Origin of the sequence: Rhodococcus sp. WS1, assembly GCF_003797745.1 — a bacterium.
Taxonomy (GTDB): Bacteria; Actinomycetota; Actinomycetes; order Mycobacteriales; family Mycobacteriaceae; genus Rhodococcus_F; species Rhodococcus_F erythropolis.
In genome coordinates this window covers 984470-1004873 of record NZ_RKLZ01000001.1, presented here as the reverse complement: position 1 = coordinate 1004873, position 20404 = coordinate 984470, and the positions used below count along the sequence as shown (strand labels likewise).

Below are 20404 nucleotides of genomic sequence, written 5' to 3'. Positions count from 1 at the left end.
TCGCCGGATCGACAGGAGGACTTCGATGAGTGTCATCGATGCGCAGATTGCCAAGCTGGATTCGGATCGACTCGAATGGACGTCGGCCTGCCCGCTGAGCCATCTGATCCCTGGACGCGGGGTCGCCGTGCTTCTTCGCGGCGGCGAGCAGGTGGCGCTGTTCCTGCTAGAGGACGGCACACTGCGGGCTGTCAGCAACTTCGATCCGTACGGCCGCGCCGCGGTGATGTCACGCGGACTCGTCGGCGACCGGGACGGTGAACCGATCGTGGTCTCGCCGCTGCTCAAGCAGGCGTTCTCGCTGGTCGACGGCCGAGCGCTGGACGACTCCGCGGTCGCGCTGCCGGTATACGGAGTTCGCGTGTGGGCAGGCGTCGTTCAGGTACACAGCCTTCAGATGCAGGGCGTTCGCTCGACTGTCGCCGATGCAGTCTCGTGAGTGACGACATGCCGTTGGCTGGATTCACGGTAGGTATCACCGCTTCGCGCCGCGCCGAGGAATTCGCGACGTTGCTGACTCGTCGGGGAGCGGACGTCGTTCACGCTCCGGCGATTCGGATCATCCCTCTCGCCGACGACCGCGAGCTCGAAAGGGTGACACAGCAGATCATCTCGGATCCTCCCGAGGTGGTTGTCGCCACGACCGGGATCGGATTCCGGGGTTGGCTGGAAGCAGCCGACGGGTGGGGTGAGGCGGAAAATCTCGGATCCGCGTTGGGCTCGGCTCGTCTGCTCGCGCGCGGACCCAAGGCCAAAGGGGCAATCCGCGCGGCCGACCTTCGTGAAGAATGGTCTCCGGCATCCGAGTCTTCCGCCGAAGTGCTCGAACATCTTCTTGCAGAAGGTGTCTCGGGAAAACGAATCGCCGTTCAACTGCACGGCGCCACTACCGAATGGGAGCCGATTCCCGATTTCTGTCAGGTGCTGCGCGACGCGGGCGCCGAGGTCATCGCGGTCCCTGTCTATCGATGGGAACCGCCGGAGGATCCGACGCTGCTCGACCGGATGATCGACGCCATCGCTTCAGCCGGAATCGACGCCGTCAGCTTCACCAGTGCACCGGCCGTCGCGTCGATGTTGATGCGCGCCGACAAGACCGGGGATCTCGGCGACATTCTCGACGCGATGCGGGGTCCGGTGGCGGCAATGTGCGTCGGCCCGGTCACCTCGGCGCCGCTCGAAGCCTTGAATGTACCGACCACAGCCCCGGCGCGGGCACGTCTCGGGGCGCTCGCGCGACACATCGTCGACGAACTCCCGCAGCGAGCCAACAAGATTCAAGCCGGCGAACACGAAATCAGCATCCGCGGCGGTTGCGTCGTCGTGGACGGTGAAGTGAAGCAATTGCCGCCGGCTGCGATGTCGTTGATCCGCACTCTCGGTGCCAGCCCCGGCCGAGTCGTCTCCCGCGACGAACTTCTGGCATCTCTTCCCGGAGGCGGCGGCGACACCCATGCCGTCGAGACCGCCGTCGCCCGATTGCGCGCGTGCCTCGGTGCGCCCAAAGCCGTTCAGACCGTGGTCAAGCGGGGCTATCGACTTGCCCTCGACCCCGGCGACTACGTACAGAATCCAGGTGACTATGCAACGCGATGACGATGTACTCGTACTGGTAGCTCACGGCACGCGTAGCCCACGTGGCGTGGAAATGGTTGCCGCCCTTGCCGAAGCCGTCTGCACGCGCGTCGGACGCACGCGCGTTGCCTTTGTCGACGTGCTCGGTCCGTCACCTTCTGAAGTCCTCCGGGACACTCCGGGGCGAGCGATTCTCGTACCGGCCTTCCTGGCGTCCGGCTACCACGTTCACACCGATGTTCGACGCGAAGTGGCGATCAGTGAGCACTCGGCTGTGACTGTGACGCCCGCACTCGGACCCGATCCGGCGCTTGCGCGCGTGCTGCTCAGACGCTTGACCGAAGCGGGGTGGAATCCGGGCGACGCGATAGTGCTTGCTGCTGCCGGGTCCTCCGATGCGCGGGCGCTGCGAGACGTCGAGCGTGCTGCGCTGATGCTCGCCGAAGCGGCGGGGGTCCGGGTGGACATCGGATACATCGCGACCGGGGAACCGAAGGTAGCCGATGTTGTTGCAGCAGCACGCGTTCGCGGCGCGAAGCGAGTGTTCGTTGCCTCGTACCTCCTCGCACACGGACTGTTTCACGAAAGATTGCACGCTGCAGGAGCCGATGGTGTGACCGAACCGCTCGGCGTCGATCCGGGAGTGGTGGACCTTGTCGTGAATCGGTATGAGAGTGCGCGAAGGGAACTAGTATCGCTGCATGACGTCTCACTCCGTAACGCCGACGTATGCCGACCTGGTCGCCGCAGTTCGTGAATCCGACGTCAAGGCACAGGCTCTCATCGGCGGACTGACCGAAGAGCAGGCGCGGGAGCCCTCCGGGCTCCCCGGGTGGAGTCGGGGACATGTCGTGACGCACATGTCGCGCAACGCCGACGCGCTGGGCAGATTTGTTGCCGGAGTGCAGGGCGGCGAATCGGGGGAGATGTATCCCGGGGGACCGGACGCGCGCAATGCTGCAATCGAGGAAGGTGCAGATCGCCCGGCTGAGTTGTTGGCTCTCGACTACCGCTTCTCGGGAACGAGACTGGTGGACGCGTTGTGCGAGATCCAGGCAGATCGACTGGACACGCCGGTGCCGTGGCGCAAACCTGTGACGGCATTCGATCTGCCGATTCTGCGCTGGAACGAGATCGAGATTCACCTGATGGACCTCGACATCGGCTACACCTGCCACGACTGGCCTGCCGAGTTCGTGGAATTCACTCTCGCCCGTCAGTTGGGCGCACTGGAGACAGCGGTCCCGGGTGTACGTGTTCCTTCGCTGTCGGATGCGGAGACCTTGGCCTGGTTGGTCGGGAGGCCGACGAGGGTGGGGCTGCCTACCCTCCCTGCCTGGCCTTTTTGAGACACGGCCTTTCTGAGACACGGCCTTTCTGAGAGTTAGAACAGGGTGGGGGCGCTGACGTCGTTGCGTGCTTGGGCCAACCGCGCACTCCACCGTTTCACCAACCACATCTCGACGATCTCGGGTTGGGTGCCGGCGGCATAGGCCCAACTGTCGAGCAGTTCGCAGTACCGGCGGTAGCGACGCGTCGTGAAGCCCGTGACGGAAGGATCCTCGAGCCAGCCCTCGTGGATGAGTGTCGAGACGCCGTACTGATCGATCATCTGAGCGCGCCGGCCTTCGTCCTGTACGCCCACCGCCCACATGAAAGCGGCCATGAGTGATACCCCCACGCCGGGGGTGAGTGGCCACCCGGACCAGGTGTCGCGTCGCACGACCGGCATCGACTTGTTTTTCGAACAGTGATCGAGAATGGCTGTGATCTGGGTCAGCGGATCCTCGTCTTCGCGGTGATGCGGATTGAAGACGTTGGGGAACCGCCGCGTGAACCGTCTGCTTTCGTGCGAGCCTTGCCAGGCCGCGCAGAGAAACAGCAGTCCGAGGCCGTCGTGCTGGGCGACAACGAGGTCGCTCGACGGGCGAAGGTCGTTGCGTTGAACGATGGCTCGGCCTTCGGTGATCACTTTGCCGTCGAGATCACGCCCGCGCAGGCTGATGGTGTGGCCGGCGTCCTTCAGGTGCGCGTTCCACCAATCCAGGTCGACGGTCGCTTCGTCGTCGAGGACGTGCAGTGGAAAGGTGCGGGAGCGGCACCACTCGACCAATGCGTCCGGCGGTTCGAATCCTTCGTCGACACGATTCATGGCGCGATGATCCCACGAGTCGCCGACAGGAATTCGTCCGACGCGCAGGTCACAGAGATGGAACCGGACACTCGCGGTACGCTCCGCTCATGAAATTGGCGTCCTCGCAGGTGCGGCCGGCGCTGTGGACGGTAGCCATCGCCTTGACGGCCACGGGTCTGAGCGGATGCATCGGTGCCGTCGATCGGATGGATTTCGACAACCAGATGCGCGAACGTGGCGGTGGGATGACGTCGGAGTTGGTGCGAGGCGGGTTCGACAGCCTCGCACATAGATACGGCGTCGACGCGATATCGGTGACCAGCATCGACATCAGCCCGATCGAGACGCTCGGCGTCACCGTTCGTGACCCCGGGAAGCCGTCACAGCTCGACAGATTCTCTTTCGACGGCGTCATTCTCGGCGAGCCCATCCCCGTGCAAGTCAGTGTCACCGATGATCTCGATGCGCGATCGTTCACGCTGGATCAAGTGCCGGCATTGGCGAATGTCGAGAAGTTGGTCGACGACGCGCTGGCGAGCAGCGGAGTCGACGACGGCGAAGTCTCCGGGATCTCGGTCAGTCGCACCGAGTCGATACACGCCTCCGTGATGGTGGAATCCCCACGCTCGCGAGTACTTGTGGTCTTCGAGCCTGACGGAACTCCCTTTCTGGTGCAGCCGCTGTGAGCCGCCGAATCGCTCCGTTACTGATCTCGGTAGCGGTGATCGTGGTCGTGGGAATCTTTGCCGCACTGCTGTCTTCGGTGATCTGGCCCGGCCAGGTCGCGCACTTGGCGCCGATCTTCTGTGAAGAACCGACATCGAGCGCGATGGTCGTCTCGGATACCTTTACCGACGGCGACGGTACGTCCACCAATTTCACGCTGTACTGCGTCGGACCGCGCGGTCAGACCGTTGATGCCGGCTGGCTGCTGCCGTTCTTGGTGCTGTGGGGCGTGTATTCACTGGTGCTCGCGATCGTGGTCGGCGTGATCGTGCTGGCGGACGTCGGCCGGCGCAGGCGCCGAAACCGCTGACCCGATCAGCGTGGGAGGACGACCAATTCGGCGACGGCGCCGTCGTCGGAGTGTGCCGGTACGAGTGCAAACGCCGAGCGTTCGATCAACCCCGCAAGGTGCGCGGTACGTACAGACGGATCGGCGCGCCAGCGACCGTCTTCGGATTGTGTCACCGGCAACAGGCGTACCGCATCGGAACTCACCGCAGCGGCGTTCTCGATGATGCCGAGTAGTGGCGGCGGCGTGTCGCTTCCGGTCAAGGCGGCCACGACGGTGGGCAGCATCGTCAACAGGGTGGTCACGGCGGCATACGGATTGCCGGGGAGGCCGAGAACCACCAGACCACTGGGCAGGACGGCCGTTATCTGAGATCCGCCGGGGCGCGAGGCGACTCGCCCGACAATCGTGCGAGCGCCGAGTCGATCGAGCGCACTGCGCATTTCGTCGGCAGCGCCGCCTCCCGTCGCACCGATGACGACGAGTAGATCGGCTTCCTGGTCGACTCCGTCTGCGAGCACCCGCTCGAAACTGTCCGCAGTGTCTCTCAGGTGCGAATTCGCCACGCACCGTACGCCGTTGCTTTCCAGTATGTAGGGGAGAATCCCGCCGACGGAGTCGCGAGTCTGACCTTCACGCAGTGGACCGGTCCGCCGGATCTCGTCGCCGGTGACTATCAGGCGTGCCCGTACCGGACCACGGACGAGGGCGTCGAACACTTCACCGCTGGCAGCTGCGGAGATCACCGCCGGAGTCACCGCGGTACCTGTCGGGGCGATCGTGAATCCGGTGGTCCAATCTTCCCCTCGTGGTCGAGCGTCGTTGCGGTGCGGCGCATCCGGCATTCTCCGTACCATCCGAGATGGCTCGTCGACGGACAGATACTCGTCACGAATTACCGAGGTGGCGCCGAGGGGCAGGTGTGCTCCCGTGGCAATGCGAATCGCTTCACCTTCGCCGAGTTCGAGTTGCCCGTCGGCGCCCGCGATGCGGATCTCGGTGCGGATTCGCCAGGGGCCCTCGCCGGAGACCGCGTACCCGTCCATCGCCGAAACGTCTGACCTGGGAAGATCACCCAGGGCGACCAGAGGCTGCGCGAGCGTTGCTCCGAGGCTGTCGGCGAGATCGGCACGGTGCGGCGGCAATGCTGTCAGCGAGTTCCTGACGGCGGCGCGGGCTTGATCGACCGTCAGCCGCGGATGGCTTCGCGCGCGATCGATGTCTTCCGGTGTGTCGCAGTCGGTCGTACCAGCGACACTCAGCGTCGAGAACGGCTCGGTGACAATCGCTTTCATAGGTTGGTTCTCCAGCCCCGAACTCTCCCGCAATGTGGACAGGCGTTGCCGGAGTTCGCGAAATGTCCATGCGGAGAACAGGAATTGGGTTCGGTTGTTCTCGTCCACGGCACACGTCACCGGATTGTCCGTCGACGTGGCAGCGATCAAGGCGTCGACTGATTCGGCCTCGATGTGCGGCAGGTCGGACGCCAGCACCACCACCACGGCGTTATCGGGTAACCGGGTCGCAGACAAACCGGCCCAGATCGCCTCGACAGGGCCGGCTCCGGCCGGAGATTCCTGAGTTTGGGTGATTCCAGGATCAAGTTCAGGTCGATGCGGGCCGACCACGACGACGGCGTCGAGATGCGACGTTGCTGAAAGCGCGATGTCGAGGAGCCTGCGACCGTGTACGAGAAGGCCAGGTTTGTCGACACCACCCATTCTGGTCCCGCGACCACCCGCCAGAATGACGGCGGCGGTCGGCGGCGTGGTGGTCATGCCTCCATGCTGCCCCATCGCCGGGGTGAGGACGACCGGTGACACGGGATCAGAAGTGAAACCGTGCCTTCTTCAGGTCGATCCGACCCTCCTTGATCGGTACCCCTTCGAGTTCGAGCTTGGCGATCTGACGATGAGCCAGGTGCGCCGACGGTTTGCCGGAGGCGCCGAGAACCCGATGCCACGGCAGGTCGGCAGAGTCCGTCCGCATGATCCAACCGACCGTGCGAGCACTGGAAAGTCCTGCAGCATCAGCGATATCGCCGTACGTCGCCACGAAACCGGCGGGAATCGACGCGATGAGTCGCCGTACCTCTTCGATCTGCTCTTCGGTGGTGGCTGCCATGTCGGTTCCTTCAGAGCACGCTGCGAACGAGGGCGGCAACTTCGTCGGCCCGCACGTGCGGGACCATGTGGTCACAGTCGAATTCGACGCTGGTCAGATTTTCACCGAGGTGCTCGGTGAGCGCTGCCCGGAACTCGTCGGTGACGTACGGAGGCTGGACTTTCATTGCTTGAACCAGCACGGTCGGCATCGAAGGCGGTGGCAGCACGATCGGGCGAGCGAGTTCGCCCCACCCGGTCACGATCGCGGGCGTGGACAGGCGCCAGTTGACGCGCCCGTTGCCCAGTTGAATCAGGTGCTCGGCCATCTCGACGTCGAGGTCCTGGGTGGGAACCTCACCCCACGAGCCGTGAATCTTCTCGGAGTACGCCTCGGCCGCATCGGTGTAATCCGGTGAGCCGATTGTGAGTTCGGCCACTTCCTGCATGAAAGTCGGATCCAAGCCGATCGCTGGATCGAGCAGAACGAGCCCACGAACGCGTTCCGGCGCGGTGGCCGCGAGGTGAAGCGCCAGCATTCCGCCGAACGAATGCGCGACGATCACCACCGGTCCGTTTGCATGTTCGTCCAGTGTCTCGAGCAGGCTCTCCACGTGGGATTCGATGTTCCACGGGGGAGCCCAGGTCGAGCGTCCGTGACCACGCAGATCGGGCGAGATCCAGCGCGCTTGGGGCAGTTGGTTCTCGGCCATCGACTGCCAACGGCGGCCGTGACCGGTCAGACCGTGCAGCGAAAGGATCTCCGGCGCCCCGACGGGTCCGTAGAGATACGTATGGAGTGCAGACACGAGGTCAATCATGCCGGAAGCAGGCGATGTGTGAGTTGTCGGTGCGCTCTGGTGGAATGCCTGGGTGAGTGAGACGGCAACACGCAGCAAGGTCACCATTCCGCGGGCGCGGTTGGTGCACCGAACTGCGCCGTCTCCGATACCCCGAACGTGGGATGAAGGGACGACGCGGCTCTTCGCGCCGCCGTCCGAGGATCCGTTCCAGCTCGCGTTCGGCCCTGTTTCATTCGGTTCGGCAGCGGCTTGGAATCCCTGGCAGGTACTCGGCAGTCCCGGAACCGGCAAGACGTCCCTTCTCGTGGATCTGGCAGTGCAGAAGATCTCGGGTGGCGAAGATCCTGAATCGGTCCTGGTGCTCACCCAGTCACGCCGAGCCGCGACGCAGGTCCGAGAGCAGATCACCGCTGGGTTGCTCGGGTACCAACAGGAACGCGGACCGCAGGCAACCCGTGAGCCGCTGGTACGCACCGTTCACTCCTACGCCTTTGCCGTTCTCCGGCTTCAAGCCGCAGCACACGGCAATGCGCCGCCACGCCTGATCACCGGCGCCGAGCAGGACTCGGTGCTCCGAGAGATGTTGCGCGGCGACATCGAAGACGGCGCCCTCGGGTGGCCGGAGCGTCTGCGACCCGCATTGGGTTTGAACGGATTTGCCGTCGAACTTCGAGATCTGATGCTGCGAGCCAACGAGCGCGGGCTCGGCCCCGAAGATCTGGTCAAGCTCGGCAAGAAGCGTGGCCGTCCGGAGTGGGTGGCGGCCGGGCGGTTCGCCGAGGCCTACGAGCAAGGCGTGCTGCTGCGCGGCAGTGTCGGTGTCGAGGCTCCGGAGGCGACGGCGCCGGCGCTCGACGCGGCCGAGTTGATCGGTGCGGCCTTGACCGCGTTCGCCACCGATCCCGAATTGCTTCGCTCCGAGCGCGCTCGGATCCGGCACCTCCTTGTCGACGACGCACAGCATCTGGATCCGCAGGCGGCGCAACTGGTTCGGTTGATCGGAACCGGAACTGCGGGCACGGTCATCGCCGGTGATCCCGATCAGTCCGTCTTCGGATTCCGCGGTGCGGATTCGGCGTTCCTGCTCGGACTGGCCGAGCGCGGAGACGAGCGCCAGATCGTTCTGCCCGTCACGTATCGCAACAACGCCGACGTCGCGTCGATCGCGGCCAAGATCGCTGCGCGGCTGCCTGGCAACTTGGCTCATCGCATCGCGGTTCCATCCGATCTCACCGATGAGAATCCGGGACGGGCGTCGGTGCGGGTTCTCGGTACGACGGCCAAAGAGGCGGCAGTCGTCGCAGATACCTTGCGCCGGGCGCATCTGCTGGACGGGATTGCGTGGTCCGACATGGCCGTCATCGTGCGGTCGGTCCCGCGCACTCTCGCCCCTCTCCGGCGAGCCCTGCTCGCGGCGGGGGTGCCCGTCACGACCGCTGCCACCGAATTGCCGCTCGCGCGGCAACACGGAGTGTCCGGCCTGCTGCTGGTCCTTCGGGCGCTCGGCGGCGATCAGTTCACCGGCGACGACGCGCTTGCCCTGATGGCCGGTCCCATCGGCGGCGCCGAACCGGTCACCCTGCGCCGGTTGCGTCGTGGCCTGCGCCGAGTCGAGTTGGCATCGGGAAGTGATCGGGACTCTTCGGAGTTGTTGCGGCTCATTCTGATCGACGAGGATCGTGCGCAGTCCAAGCGCCTGATGGGCAAGCTGACAGACGTCGAAGCTGCGGCCCTCAATCGCGTGCTGTCGGTCCTTCGCAAGGCCCGAGTGCCTCTCGAGCGTGGTCTCGGGGTCGAAGAAGTTCTGTGGGCGGCCTGGCAGGCGACGGGGCTGGAACGGCGGTGGGCGGCCGCGTCGGCGCGCGGCGGACCGATCGGCTCACAAGCCGATCGAGACCTCGACGCCGTAGTCGCACTCTTCGACGCGGCTGCCAACTACGTCGACCGGCTGCCGCGTTCGCAACTCTCCGGTTTTGTCGACTACCTGACCAGCCAGGAGATACCGACCGACTCGCGGAGCCGATCGGTCATCGCTCCCGACGCCGTCACCGTGGTCAGCGCTCACGCCGCGGCGGGGCGCGAATGGGCGGTGGTGGCGGTGGCGGGTGTGCAGGAGGGGCTCTGGCCGAGTTTGCGGGCACGCGGCTCGCTACTGCGTACCGAAGCTCTTATCGACCTGGTCAACGGAGTCTCCGACGGCAGTGACTCGGCTGCCGAACGACTCTCGCGAACCGCGCCGCTTCTGGCCGAAGAACGCAGGTTGTTCCTGGTCGCCTGTAGCCGTGCTCGTCGCCGACTGCTGATCACCGCAGTCGAATCGGCTTCGGGGGACACCGACTTGGTGCCTTCGCGGTTCGTGGACGAATTGATCCGTGGTGACGCGTACTCGGACGACCCGTCCTCCGATCTCGACGTCGTTGCACCCGAGACCGGGGATACCCGGGTTCTGTCGCTGCCTGCACTGGTCGCACAGCTTCGCAGCGTGGTGTGTGATCCCGACATCGCGCATTTCGACCCCGAGAAGCATTCTCGGGCTGCTCGCCAGTTGGCCCGTCTGGCTGCGGCCGGAGTACGAGGCGCGCATCCGGATCAGTGGTACGGCACAGCCGAGCCGAGTACCGCTGCTCCCATGTGGCAACCCGAGGACGGACCGGTTTCACTGTCCCCGTCCACCATCGAGCTTCTCGAAACATGTCCTCTCCGATGGGTGTTCGAGCGTCACGGTGGCAGCGACGGAGACAACACTCATGCGATCGCCGGTACGCTGGTCCATACCTTGGTGCAGGCACTGGCCGGCCGGATTCCACCGGATCAGGTCGAGAAGGCACTCGAAAATGCCTGGGAATCCATCGATCTGGGATCGCAGTGGTACTCGCGCCGTGAACTCAATCGAACTCGGGAGATGCTGGCGACGTTCACGGCCTGGATGAACGCAACTCGCGGTGAGCTGACCGAAGTCGGCGTCGAGGTCGCGGTCGAGGGGGTCCTCGAACCGCGCGAAGAAGGAGCGCCTGCGGTCAAGCTACGTGGCCGGATCGACCGGCTCGAGCGCGACACCGAAGGTCGTCCAGTGGTTGTCGACGTCAAGACTGCGCGAAACCCCGTCAGCAACGAGGCCGCGCAATCTCATGCGCAGTTGGCGGCGTACCAGGTCGCAGCGGCCGAAGGTGCGATTGCCGGCGAACCGGCCACACAACCCGGCGGTGCACGCCTGGTATTCGTGGCCAAGTCCAACAAGAAGGACGGTGCGGCGCAGCGAGTTCAGCCGCCGCTGACGGCCGAAGCCGTCGAGATGTGGCGAGACGTCATTCACAACGCTGCGGCAGCGACCCAAGGACCGCAGTACCTGGCCAGGGTCAACGACGGATGTAGACATTGCCCGGTGCGTTCGAGTTGCCCGGCACACGACGAGGGACGACAGGTGAGTAACTAAGTGGCTGCCGCGACGCAGAAGGCACGCCGACCGAAGATCGACCCTGTCGACCTGGCGGTCGCGCTCGGTCAGCACCCTCCGACGCCCGAGCAGGCAGCAGTGATCGCCGCACCGCTCGGTCCGACATTGGTGGTCGCCGGCGCCGGTGCCGGAAAGACCGAGACGATGGCTGCTCGCGTCGTGTGGCTGGTTGCCAACGGCTTCGTCGATCCCGAGGCGGTTCTCGGCCTGACCTTCACGCGCAAAGCGGCGCAACAACTCACGTCGCGAATCCGCAAGCGGTTGGCGCGGCTGGCGGGTTCGGACGTTCTGCGGGCACTCGACCCGACCGGCGGAGTGCGTTCCCGGATTCTGGCCGGCGAACCCGAAGTCAGTACCTACCATGCTTACGCGGGACGGTTGCTCTCCGAACATGGACTGCTGTTGCCCATCGAACCCTCGGCGACGTTGTTGTCCGAGACCGAACTGTGGCAGGTTGCGCACCGCGTCGTGAGCGGCTGGGACAGTGATCTGGACACCGACAAGAATCCGGGTTCGATCACCGAGACCGTTCTGGCTCTTGCCGGTCAGTTGGCGGAGCACCTGGTCGATCCCGAGCAGTTGCTCGAGGCACACACCGAGCTGGACAAGCTGATTCACACTCTGCCCGCCGGCCCGAAACAGCGGGGTGGACCGAGCAAGGAGTTGTTGAATTACCTTGATGTGCAACATAAGCGCATCGAACTGTTGCCTCTCGTCGCCCGGCTGGGTGAGACGCTGCGGCGTGAAGGCGCATTGGATTTCGGCAGCCAGATGTCGCTGTCTGCCCGGGTCGCCGCCGAGCATCCCGAGGTCGGGCAGACCGAGCGTGAGCGCTTTCGGGTAGTTCTTCTCGACGAGTACCAGGACACCGGTCACGCTCAGCGAGTGTTGTTGTCCTCGTTGTTCGGTGGGGGAGCCGACGGCCGCTTGGCACTGACGGCCGTCGGCGATCCGATGCAGTCGATCTACGGTTGGCGCGGCGCGTCGGCGGCCAACCTGCCACGGTTCGCAACCGATTTCCCGCTTGCCAACGGAAAGCCGGCTCCGACGCTCGAACTGCTCACCAGTTGGCGTAACCCGCCGGAGGCTCTCGAACTGGCAAACCTGTCGTCGGCACCGTTGCGTCGACGCGGTGTGGCGGTCAGCACCCTTCGTGCGCGGCCGGGAGCCGTCGCCGGAGACGTTCGACTGGCGTTGCTGGGCGACGTCGAACAGGAACGTCAGTGGGTGGCGGAGAAGATCGCCGGAGAATACGAGGCGGCACGTGCCGAAGACCGCCCGACGCCCACGGCAGCGGTGTTGATCCGCAGGAACGCCGATGCCGCTCCGCTGGCCGAGGCCTTGCGGTCCAAAGGTCTGCCGGTCGAAGTGGTCGGACTCGGTGGGCTCCTGCACACACCCGAGGTTGCGGACGTGATCGCCATGCTCCGGGTGGTCGCCGATCCGCTTGCAGGAAGCGCTGCCGTTCGGCTGCTCACCGGCGCGCGATGGCAGATCGGCGCGAAGGATCTCGCCGCACTCTCTCAACGCTCCCGCGAACTTGCCATCTCCGCGGGATACGGAACGGCGGGTGCGGTCACCGACGCCGAGGCGCTTACCTCGGCGGTCCACGATGCGCTGCCCGGGGAGAACGCCGAGCAAGCAGGATTGGTCGACTCGATCTCCGATCCAGGCCCGGCAGAACGCTATTCGGCTCTCGGGTACACACGCATCAACGCGATAGCGGCAGAGTTGGCGTCGTTGCGCGAACGTATCGGCCAGCCGCTCACCGAATTGGTGGCGGAGGTCGAGCGGGTGCTCGGGATCGGAATCGAGGCGGGCGCGCGGACCCGAGTCGGCGTCGTCGGGACCGCGGGCCGCGAGCATCTCGACGCATTCGCCGACGTTGTCGCCAACTACGCGACGCGTCCAACTGCCAATCTGACCGGGATGCTGGCTTTCTTCGCGGCAGCCGAACAGATCGAAAAGGGCCTCACGCCAGGCGAAGTGGAGGTGGCGCCGGATCGGGTCCAGATCCTGACCGTGCACTCGGCGAAGGGGCTCGAATGGGAAGTAGTGGCGATCCCGCATGTCAGCGACGGGGTGTTCCCCTCGTCCACCGCGTCCGGATCGTGGCTCGGGGCGCTCGCCGAACTGCCACCGTCGTTGCGTGGTGACCGGGCGGTCGACGCGGATTCGGCCGACGGAGTTCCGGTGCTCGACCTCGAGGAGCTCTACAACCGCAAGGACCTCGAGAACGCGATAACGGCGCACAAGAAGGCCTTGTCCAACCGTCGACTGGACGAGGACCGGCGGTTGTTCTACGTTGCGCTGACCAGAACCGAACGGGCGCTGTTCATCTCGGCGCATCACTGGGCGGAATCCGGTTCGGAACCGAAGGGGCCTTCGGAGTTCCTGGACGAGCTGCATCAGATGGTCACGGCCGACAACGATGCCGATGAGGAAGACTCACGCGGTGCGATCGGCGTCGTGGAGGAATGGGCGCCGGCCCCGGAACCCGATACCGAGAACCCGTTGGCCGCCACGCCCCGTACGGCGCAGTGGCCGCCGGATCCGCTGGGTGCGCGGCGCGGCGCCGTCGAGGCCGGAGCCGCGAGCGTCCTGTCCGCTCTCGCTTCGCTGCCGCAAGACAGCGAAGAGGCGGAAGAACCGGGGGACGATCCGGAGAACTGGGCCTCGGACGTCGACGTGCTCCTGGCCGAGCGCGAGGCCCGCGCAAACGCGCGTGCCGAAGTGATTCTCCCGGCGCAGCTTTCGGTGACTCAGCTCGTCGACCTCAAGGCAGATCCGGATGAACTGGCGGCTCGCCTACGTCGTCCGTTGCCGTATCCGCCCAACCCGTTGGCTCGTCGCGGAACCGCTTTTCACGCCTGGATCGAGCGAAGGTTCGGTGCGACTCGGCTGTTGGATCTCGACGAGCTACCCGGCGCCGCGGATACCGGCGCGGGTCCCGAGACCGACCTGGTGAAACTTCAGGATGCGTTCTTGCGGTCCCCGTGGGCCAATCGCAGCCCGATCGAAGTGGAAGTTCCTTTCGAAACATCCATTGCCGGAACGGTTTTGCGCGGTCGGATCGACGCTGTGTTCGCCGATCCCGACGGCGGATGGACGGTGATCGACTGGAAGACCGGTGCCGAACCGTCGGCCGCCAACGAGGACGCTGTTGTGATGCAGTTGGCCGCGTATCGGGTGGCCTGGGCCGAATTGATGTCAGCCAGAGCTCGTTCGGCGGGGCGCAACGAACAGTTTCCGGCCGACAAGGTGAGGGCGGCGTTTCACTACGTTCGATCGGGTCGCACCATCGCACCCGAGAACCTGCCGGACGGTGAGGCTCTCGCTCGCCTCATCCGAACGGCAGGCGCGCAAAATTAGCTTGCGTTTCGACGAGCCTTGAGTGCTTCGGTCACCAGCGGGACCTGCAGGGGGAGACGTGCGATCGAACCGATCTTCTGCGGTGTGGACGTCTTCGGGCTTCGGCACCAGTCGATCGCCATCTGGATGTTGGCGGGGAACACGGCAACAAAGAGCGCGGCGGCAAGGCCCGCGCCGAGCTTGCGGGTCTTCGGCACGGCCAAGGCAGCGCCGATCGCCAGTTCCGCGACGCCGGACACCTGGGTGTAGGTGCGGGCCTGTCCGGGAAGCTGGCGGGGAACGGTGCTGTCGAAGAACGAGGGCGCTGCAAAATGCATGGTGCCGGCGCCGAGAAGGAGGGCCGACAAACGAAGAGCGGCCGCTTGGCTGGGAGTGGACGTCGAACCGGTGAAAGGCATTTGCCCAGCCTGCCTCACGGTGGACCTTCTTGCCACTACCGGTGCCACGACCCGCGCGCTATTCGGCGCCCGAGTTCCGAAGTCGATCTTCGAGGGTTACGCTGCCTGCCGATGTCCGTGTAGGTATTTCGTAAGTTCGAGTGAGAGAGTCGATGTATGGCCGGTAAGCTCCGGGCGCGTTTGACCAGGTCGGAAGCATTGACCGATCAGCCTGACTTCGCCCTTGTCGGGGTGCTGCGCATTCCCCAGCTACAGACCAGTCCGGCGCGGGCCATCTACAAGCGAGTTCTCATCGCGTTGGGTGCTCTCGGTGCCGCCGTGTTGATCGTGTACATCGATCGCGCCGGATACCGAGACGCACAGGACAACGAGCTTTCGCTGCTCGACTGCATCTACTATGCGACGGTTTCGCTCTCGACCACCGGCTACGGCGATATCACTCCGTTCACTCCGTCGGCGCGCCTGGTCAACGTCCTGTTGATCACGCCACTTCGAATCTTCTTCTTGATCGTGTTGGTCGGAACCACACTTTCAGCTCTGACCGAGAGTTCGCGTCAGGCGTTCAAAATTCAGCGTTGGAGGCAGCACGTGCGTAATCACACCGTCGTCGTCGGATACGGGACCAAGGGGCGGACGGCAATCGAAGCAATGCTCGGTGACGGTGTACCGGCGTCGGAGATCGTGGTCGTCGATACCGATCAGACAGTCCTCGACTCCGCGGCGAGCAAGGGCCTGGTGACGGTGTTCGGTTCGGCGACGAAATCGGACGTACTTCGGTTGGCAGGCGCGCAGAATGCGTCGTCGATCATCGTCGCCACGAATCGTGACGACACCGCAGTGCTCGTGACGCTCACAGCCCGCGAAATCGCGCCGAAAGCCAAGATCGCCGCAGCCATCCGTGAAGCCGACAACGCGCATCTTCTGCGTCAGTCCGGCGCAGACTCGGTGGTCGTGTCCTCGGAGACGGCAGGTCGACTCCTCGGCATCGCCACCACAACGCCGACTGTCGTGGAGATGATCGAAGACCTTCTCACCCCGGAAGCCGGATTCGCGATCGCCGAGCGCGCAGTCGAACGTGACGAGGTCGGCGGCTCTCCGCGTCATCTCTCCGACATCGTGCTCGGGGTAGTTCGCGACGGCCGTCTGGTTCGCGTCGGTTCGCCCGAGGTGGACGCCGTCGAGGAGAACGATCGCCTGCTCTACATCCGCCGCGTCACGAACTGAGTGCTGCCGAGCTTCGTGCGCGCAGTAATGTCGTGAGCGTGAACGACTTCCAGCTGACCGAAACACCGCTGCTCTCACGCTCGAGCGTCGGCCGCGCCGAGGAATTGCGGTCGGATGCCGCCGCACTGACCACGGGTTGGGCGGACGCGCTGCTCCTCCGTGTGAATTCACGGGGTCAGGTCAAGGTCTCGCCGGAAGGTCAGTTGGTCTTCGCCGAGGCAACCGAACTGGGTCCGGAGCCGGTGCGCGGTGCAGTGTTCCTGGGAATTCGGGAGAATCGCCACGTCTGGGCGGTGCGGGTGTCGCTGCTGGCGGGCACGTTGTCCGAATTGCGCATGCTCGGCGGAACACTCGACGACGCCGACGCCGGTTTGTTGACCGGTGCCGTCGCGATTCTCAACTGGCACGACAGTGCCGGATTCAGCGCTATCGACGGCGCACCGAGTGAACCCACCATGTCCGGCTGGTCACGCATTTCCACGTCCACCGGCCACGAGGAGTTTCCCCGAACGGATCCGGCGGTCATCTGCCTGGTGCACGACGGCGGCGATCGAGTTCTACTCGCGCGTCAGCCGACCTGGCCGCAGCGACGTTTCTCGATTCTCGCGGGATTCGTCGAGGCCGGGGAGTCACTCGAAACGTGCGTTGTCCGCGAGATCAAGGAAGAAGTCGGCATCGACGTGCACAGCGTTCGATACCTCGGGAGCCAGCCTTGGCCGTTCCCGCGTTCGGTGATGTTGGGCTTCGCCGCAATCGGCGACCCCGCCGCTCCGCTTCTGTTCGCGGACGGCGAGATCGCCGAGGGCACCTGGTTCACGAAGGACGAGGTGCGTGCCGCTCTCGAACTCGGCGACTGGGGTTCGGAAGCGGACGCGCCACTGCTGCTGCCCGGCTCGATCTCCATCGCTCGCGGAATGCTCGAGAGCTGGGTCAAATAAGAGCTGGGTCAGACAGCAGCCTGAAAGGCTCTAAAGACCCAGGGCCTGCTTGACCTGGTTGAGCGACGGGTTGGTCGCGACGCTGCCGTCGCCGTACTTCACGGTCGGAACGACGTGATTTCCACCGTTGACGCTGCCGACGAAATCGGCTGCTGCCGGATCGTTCTCGATGTCGATCTCGGTGTACTCGATCCCCGACGCGTTGAGCTGCGTCTTGAGGCGGCGGCAGTAGCCACACCACGTGGTCGAGTAGATGGTCAGGGCAGGCGCATTTTCGGTAGAAGTCACGGCCGATATAACACCACGACCGAGAGCGTTGTTCCGTATCGGCCCGTGTTCTCTTGCCCACATACCGTCGGGCGCGGCGAATGGAGTGTCGGAACGTCCTGCCATGATGGTCCCCATGCCTGCGGACACCGGACTGGATCCAGAACAATCGGCCGCCGTGCTCGCGCCACGCGGCCCGGTATGTGTCCTCGCGGGCGCTGGAACAGGCAAAACCCGCACCATCACGCGCCGGATCGCGCATCTGGTTGCCGACGGTCATGTCTCCGCCGGGCAGGTGCTTGCCGTGACATTCACAGCGCGAGCGGCCGGCGAAATGCGTGGACGGCTTCGTGAGCTGGGGGTTGGTGGGAGTGGGCCGCAGGTACAGGCTCGCACCTTCCACGCCGCCGCTCTTCGTCAACTCAAGTACTTCTGGCCGCAGGTGATCGGTGACACGCCGTGGCGTCTGCTCGATCGGAAGTTCGCGGTTGTCAGCAGTGCCGCCGCTCGTGTCGGGTTGTCCACCAGTACGGAAAGCGTGCGCGACCTCGCCAGCGAAATCGAGTGGTCCAAGGCCTCACTGATCGCGCCCGAGGACTACCCACGCGCGATAGCCAAGATTCGTCGCGAGGCGCCGGTCGATGCCACCAAGGTTGCGCAGGTCTACGCGGCATACGAAGAGCTGAAGGCACGTGGCCAGGACGGAATGCTCCTCGATTTCGACGATCTCCTACTTCACACCGCGGCTGCGCTCGAAGAGCATTCGACGGTTGCCGACGAGTTCCGCGAGCGGTACCGCTGCTTCGTGGTCGACGAGTATCAGGACGTCACCCCGCTGCAACAGCGGGTGCTCGACGCCTGGCTCGGCGACCGCGACGACCTGACCGTGGTGGGCGATGCGAATCAGACCATCTATTCCTTCACCGGCGCCACCCCGAACTATCTGTTGGACTTCTCGCGGAAATTCCCCGAAGCGACCGTCGTCCGGCTCGAACGGGACTACCGCTCCACCCCTGAGGTCGTGTCGCTGGCGAACCGCGTGATCGGTGCAGCGCGCGGACGGATCGCCGGGACGCGTCTTCAGTTGATCGGGCAACGCGCTCCGGGGCCTGAGCCGGAGTTCATGGAGTTCGACGACGAGCCTGCCGAAGCGCTCGGCGTTGCGCGGGCGATCAAACGGCTGATCGCGGCAGGCACTCCAGCGGCCGAGATCGCTGTTCTGTATCGGATCAATGCTCAGTCGGAGGCGCACGAGCAGGCACTCACCAAGCTCGGCATTCCGTTCCAGGTGCGTGGTGGAGAGGGCTTCTTCACCCGCACCGAGGTCCGTCAGGCCGTGGCGGCACTGCGTCAGGCCGCCGGACGAGACGACCTCCCCGAAGGCGCAGACAACGGCGAAGCGCTGGTTTCACTGGTTCGCGCTGTACTCGCGCCACTCGGTCTGACCAACGAAGAACCTTCGGGCACGCAAGCCCGCGAGCGCTGGGCGTCGCTCTCGGCTCTCGTGGCGCTGACCGAAGAACAACTCGTCCACGAACCCGAACTGTCGCTCACCGGGCTTCTACAGGAGCTAACAGCCCGAGCCGAGGCGCGGCACCCACCGACCGTGCAGGGCGTGACGTTGGCTTCCCTTCACGCGGCCAAGGGGCTCGAATGGGATGCGGTGTTCCTGGTCGGCCTCAACGACGGCACCCTGCCGATCCAACACGTTCTCGGCGACGCCAATTCGGGCGCCGACGACGTCGCGGTGGAGGAGGAGCGTCGGCTTCTGTACGTGGGTGTTACCCGCGCCCGCGAGCATCTGCAGCTGTCTTGGGCATTGGCTCGCAATGAGGGGGGACGCAAGTCCCGTCGCCGGTCGAGGTTCCTCAACGGGCTCATCCCCGAGGACTCACCGGCTTCGCGCGTTGCCGCGCCGTCGTCGGGGAACAAGAAGCGTCCGCGCTGCCGCGTCTGCGGCAAGCCGTTGATCGGGACGTCGGCGACAATGCTCGGGCGCTGCGAAAAATGCCCGTCCAATGTCGACCTGGAATTGCTCGAGCACCTCAAGGCCTGGCGGCTGGACAAGTCCCGAGAACTCAAAGTTCCGGCCTATGTCGTCTTCAGCGACAACACACTGATGGCTATTGCCGAACAACGACCACAAGACAATCGTGGACTGGTTTCGATCCCTGGAATCGGGCCGAAGAAACTCGACAACTTCGGGGAAGACGTACTAGCTGTCATTCGCGGCGAACTGCGTGCGGCAACACTCGATATCTGAAATGCATCCGAATCGACAACGGTGAGTTACATAACCGCAGGTCAAAAATAGGTTGTGCAGATTCGACGGATTCTCTACTCTGGTTTTCAGTGTTACGGGGCAACCTGTGCGCAGAAACTATCCGGACCGACACGAAATGGAGGTGGCAAATAAATGACGAACTTGATCTCGTATGAAGCGTGGGCAAGCGCAAAGTTCGCTGTTGCCGCCCCCATGCTGCCGCGTGCAGCGGGATGGGCGCAGCATGCGTTCCGCCTGCGCCCTCAAGCAGCAGCAAAGAAAGCAGCTGTCGAGTCCGTGTTCTTAAGCCATCGAGGTATTTCTCGGTAGGACACATCCGTTCACTTACGGCCACGGACCCGCAGCCCCTGCGGACCGTGGCCTTTGTGTTGGATACCCCTCTTTATCCGGTTTCCGACTCGGCTCAGGTTCGCACCCATCGAACCCATATCGTGCGACACAGTTTCGCATCCGAGCACTAGGAGACCGAGTTGTCTGCCCAGACAATCCGCGTGGAATCCGAAAACTCCACCACTGCAGTAACTTCCACCGACGTCACTTCGGCTGCAGTCACGTTCATCGAGGTCGCGTCCACCCGCCGCGACCTGCCGTGCCGGGCATCCAACCCCGATCTCTGGTTCGCCGAAGCTCCGGCCGAACTCGAGCAGGCGAAGGCACTGTGCGCGCAGTGCCCCATCCGTTCCCGTTGTCTCAGTGCGGCTCTCGACCGCGCCGAGCCGTGGGGGGTGTGGGGAGGCGAGATCCTCGATCAGGGGGCCGTCATAGCGCGCAAGAGACCGAGGGGGCGCCCACGCAAGCAACTCGTGTGCGCGTGAGAGCCTTATTCGGCGGCGCCGGC

The 20404-nt window shown here is 64.7% G+C and carries 18 protein-coding genes; 12 read left to right on the top strand and 6 right to left on the bottom strand.

From position 1 onward, the window contains the following. The first annotated feature begins 25 nt into the window (after positions 1-25). The 4 genes from nirD to EEB12_RS04585 are packed head-to-tail and all read left to right on the top strand — an operon-like array spanning position 26 to position 2924. On the top strand, positions 26-439 hold the full coding sequence (nirD, locus tag EEB12_RS04600; protein WP_019747813.1) for a nitrite reductase small subunit NirD: 414 nt from the start codon (positions 26-28) through the stop codon (positions 437-439). Further along, positions 436-1596: a uroporphyrinogen-III synthase gene (locus EEB12_RS04595; RefSeq protein WP_019747814.1), complete on the top strand. Its 1161-nt coding sequence runs from the start codon at positions 436-438 to the stop codon at positions 1594-1596. The genes nirD and EEB12_RS04595 overlap by 4 nt, the downstream gene beginning before the upstream one ends. Beyond that, a complete protein-coding gene (locus EEB12_RS04590) occupies positions 1583-2332 on the top strand; it encodes a sirohydrochlorin chelatase (RefSeq protein WP_020969234.1) in 750 nt (249 codons plus the stop codon). Before EEB12_RS04595 ends, EEB12_RS04590 begins: the two co-directional genes overlap by 14 nt. Beyond that, positions 2277-2924 carry a maleylpyruvate isomerase family mycothiol-dependent enzyme gene (locus EEB12_RS04585; protein WP_020907123.1) on the top strand — a complete coding sequence of 216 codons (648 nt, stop codon included), beginning with the start codon at positions 2277-2279 and terminating at the stop codon, positions 2922-2924. The genes EEB12_RS04590 and EEB12_RS04585 overlap by 56 nt, the downstream gene beginning before the upstream one ends. Positions 2925-2959: 35 nt before the next feature. Here EEB12_RS04585 and EEB12_RS04580 read toward each other — a convergent pair whose 3' ends face one another. Continuing rightward, positions 2960-3727: a hypothetical protein gene (locus EEB12_RS04580; protein ID WP_003942311.1), complete on the bottom strand. Its 768-nt coding sequence runs from the start codon at positions 3725-3727 to the stop codon at positions 2960-2962. A gap of 89 nt (positions 3728-3816) precedes the next feature. Between EEB12_RS04580 and EEB12_RS04575 the strand changes: the two genes are divergently transcribed. Together EEB12_RS04575 and EEB12_RS04570 are read left to right on the top strand one after the other, a co-directional pair. Further along, positions 3817-4395 (top strand): hypothetical protein, encoded by a 579-nt coding sequence (locus EEB12_RS04575; RefSeq protein ID WP_029255052.1) that lies wholly within the window; start codon positions 3817-3819, stop codon positions 4393-4395. Continuing rightward, entirely contained in the window at positions 4392-4745 is a 354-nt protein-coding gene (locus EEB12_RS04570) for a hypothetical protein (protein ID WP_141487453.1), read from the top strand. The genes EEB12_RS04575 and EEB12_RS04570 overlap by 4 nt, the downstream gene beginning before the upstream one ends. A gap of 5 nt (positions 4746-4750) precedes the next feature. On the opposite strand, the gene EEB12_RS04565 is transcribed toward EEB12_RS04570, so the two are convergent. The 3 genes from EEB12_RS04565 to EEB12_RS04555 are packed head-to-tail and all read right to left on the bottom strand — an operon-like array spanning position 4751 to position 7647. Further along, the gene (locus EEB12_RS04565) at positions 4751-6502 is read right to left on the bottom strand and encodes an NTP transferase domain-containing protein (protein ID WP_141487452.1); all 1752 of its coding nucleotides are present in this window, start codon (positions 6500-6502) and stop codon (positions 4751-4753) included. Positions 6503-6551: 49 nt separating this feature from the next. Next, positions 6552-6848, bottom strand: coding sequence for an MGMT family protein (locus EEB12_RS04560; RefSeq protein ID WP_019747820.1), 297 nt, complete (start codon positions 6846-6848; stop codon positions 6552-6554). A gap of 10 nt (positions 6849-6858) precedes the next feature. Further along, the gene (locus EEB12_RS04555; RefSeq protein WP_019747821.1) at positions 6859-7647 is read right to left on the bottom strand and encodes an alpha/beta hydrolase; all 789 of its coding nucleotides are present in this window, start codon (positions 7645-7647) and stop codon (positions 6859-6861) included. 52 nt (positions 7648-7699) lie between these two features. On the opposite strand from EEB12_RS04555, the gene EEB12_RS04550 reads away from it, so the two are divergent. Both EEB12_RS04550 and EEB12_RS04545 read left to right on the top strand, forming a co-directional pair. Beyond that, positions 7700-11062, top strand: a complete 3363-nt coding sequence (locus tag EEB12_RS04550; RefSeq protein ID WP_141487451.1) for an ATP-dependent helicase — start codon at positions 7700-7702, stop codon at positions 11060-11062. Then, positions 11063-14455, top strand: a complete 3393-nt coding sequence (locus tag EEB12_RS04545) for an ATP-dependent helicase (RefSeq protein ID WP_141487450.1) — start codon at positions 11063-11065, stop codon at positions 14453-14455. Here the strand turns inward: EEB12_RS04545 and EEB12_RS04540 are convergent. Further along, positions 14452-14853: a membrane protein gene (locus EEB12_RS04540; RefSeq protein WP_019747824.1), complete on the bottom strand. Its 402-nt coding sequence runs from the start codon at positions 14851-14853 to the stop codon at positions 14452-14454. The two genes, EEB12_RS04545 and EEB12_RS04540, sit on opposite strands and share 4 nt — an antisense overlap. A gap of 156 nt (positions 14854-15009) precedes the next feature. On the opposite strand from EEB12_RS04540, the gene EEB12_RS04535 reads away from it, so the two are divergent. Together EEB12_RS04535 and nudC are read left to right on the top strand one after the other, a co-directional pair. Next, positions 15010-16077: a potassium channel family protein gene (locus EEB12_RS04535; protein ID WP_003942296.1), complete on the top strand. Its 1068-nt coding sequence runs from the start codon at positions 15010-15012 to the stop codon at positions 16075-16077. Positions 16078-16115: 38 nt separating this feature from the next. After that, the gene (nudC, locus tag EEB12_RS04530) at positions 16116-17015 is read left to right on the top strand and encodes an NAD(+) diphosphatase (protein WP_007731249.1); all 900 of its coding nucleotides are present in this window, start codon (positions 16116-16118) and stop codon (positions 17013-17015) included. Between the two features lie 30 nt (positions 17016-17045). Here nudC and EEB12_RS04525 read toward each other — a convergent pair whose 3' ends face one another. Further along, complete coding sequence (locus EEB12_RS04525; RefSeq protein WP_003942350.1) at positions 17046-17303, bottom strand: mycoredoxin; 258 nt, start codon at positions 17301-17303, stop codon at positions 17046-17048. Positions 17304-17406: 103 nt separating this feature from the next. Between EEB12_RS04525 and EEB12_RS04520 the strand changes: the two genes are divergently transcribed. Then, the gene (locus tag EEB12_RS04520) at positions 17407-19545 is read left to right on the top strand and encodes an ATP-dependent DNA helicase UvrD2 (protein ID WP_029537946.1); all 2139 of its coding nucleotides are present in this window, start codon (positions 17407-17409) and stop codon (positions 19543-19545) included. A gap of 512 nt (positions 19546-20057) precedes the next feature. After that, positions 20058-20381, top strand: a complete 324-nt coding sequence (locus tag EEB12_RS04515) for a WhiB family transcriptional regulator (RefSeq protein WP_003942321.1) — start codon at positions 20058-20060, stop codon at positions 20379-20381. Positions 20382-20404: the final 23 nt, after the last annotated feature.

What these genes read in the sequence shown, in the direction of transcription:
- nirD (WP_019747813.1), top strand. Translation starts at nt 26, where the DNA reads ATGAGTGTCATCGATGCGCAGATTGCCAAGCTGGATTCGGATCGACTC.
- EEB12_RS04590 (WP_020969234.1), top strand. Translation starts at nt 1,583, where the DNA reads ATGCAACGCGATGACGATGTACTCGTACTGGTAGCTCACGGCACGCGT.
- EEB12_RS04585 (WP_020907123.1), top strand. Translation starts at nt 2,277, where the DNA reads ATGACGTCTCACTCCGTAACGCCGACGTATGCCGACCTGGTCGCCGCA.
- EEB12_RS04580 (WP_003942311.1), bottom strand. Translation starts at nt 3,727, where the DNA reads ATGAATCGTGTCGACGAAGGATTCGAACCGCCGGACGCATTGGTCGAG.
- EEB12_RS04575 (WP_029255052.1), top strand. Translation starts at nt 3,817, where the DNA reads ATGAAATTGGCGTCCTCGCAGGTGCGGCCGGCGCTGTGGACGGTAGCC.
- EEB12_RS04565 (WP_141487452.1), bottom strand. Translation starts at nt 6,502, where the DNA reads ATGACCACCACGCCGCCGACCGCCGCCGTCATTCTGGCGGGTGGTCGC.
- EEB12_RS04560 (WP_019747820.1), bottom strand. Translation starts at nt 6,848, where the DNA reads ATGGCAGCCACCACCGAAGAGCAGATCGAAGAGGTACGGCGACTCATC.
- EEB12_RS04555 (WP_019747821.1), bottom strand. Translation starts at nt 7,647, where the DNA reads ATGATTGACCTCGTGTCTGCACTCCATACGTATCTCTACGGACCCGTC.
- EEB12_RS04540 (WP_019747824.1), bottom strand. Translation starts at nt 14,853, where the DNA reads ATGCCTTTCACCGGTTCGACGTCCACTCCCAGCCAAGCGGCCGCTCTT.
- EEB12_RS04535 (WP_003942296.1), top strand. Translation starts at nt 15,010, where the DNA reads ATGGCCGGTAAGCTCCGGGCGCGTTTGACCAGGTCGGAAGCATTGACC.
- EEB12_RS04520 (WP_029537946.1), top strand. Translation starts at nt 17,407, where the DNA reads ATGATGGTCCCCATGCCTGCGGACACCGGACTGGATCCAGAACAATCG.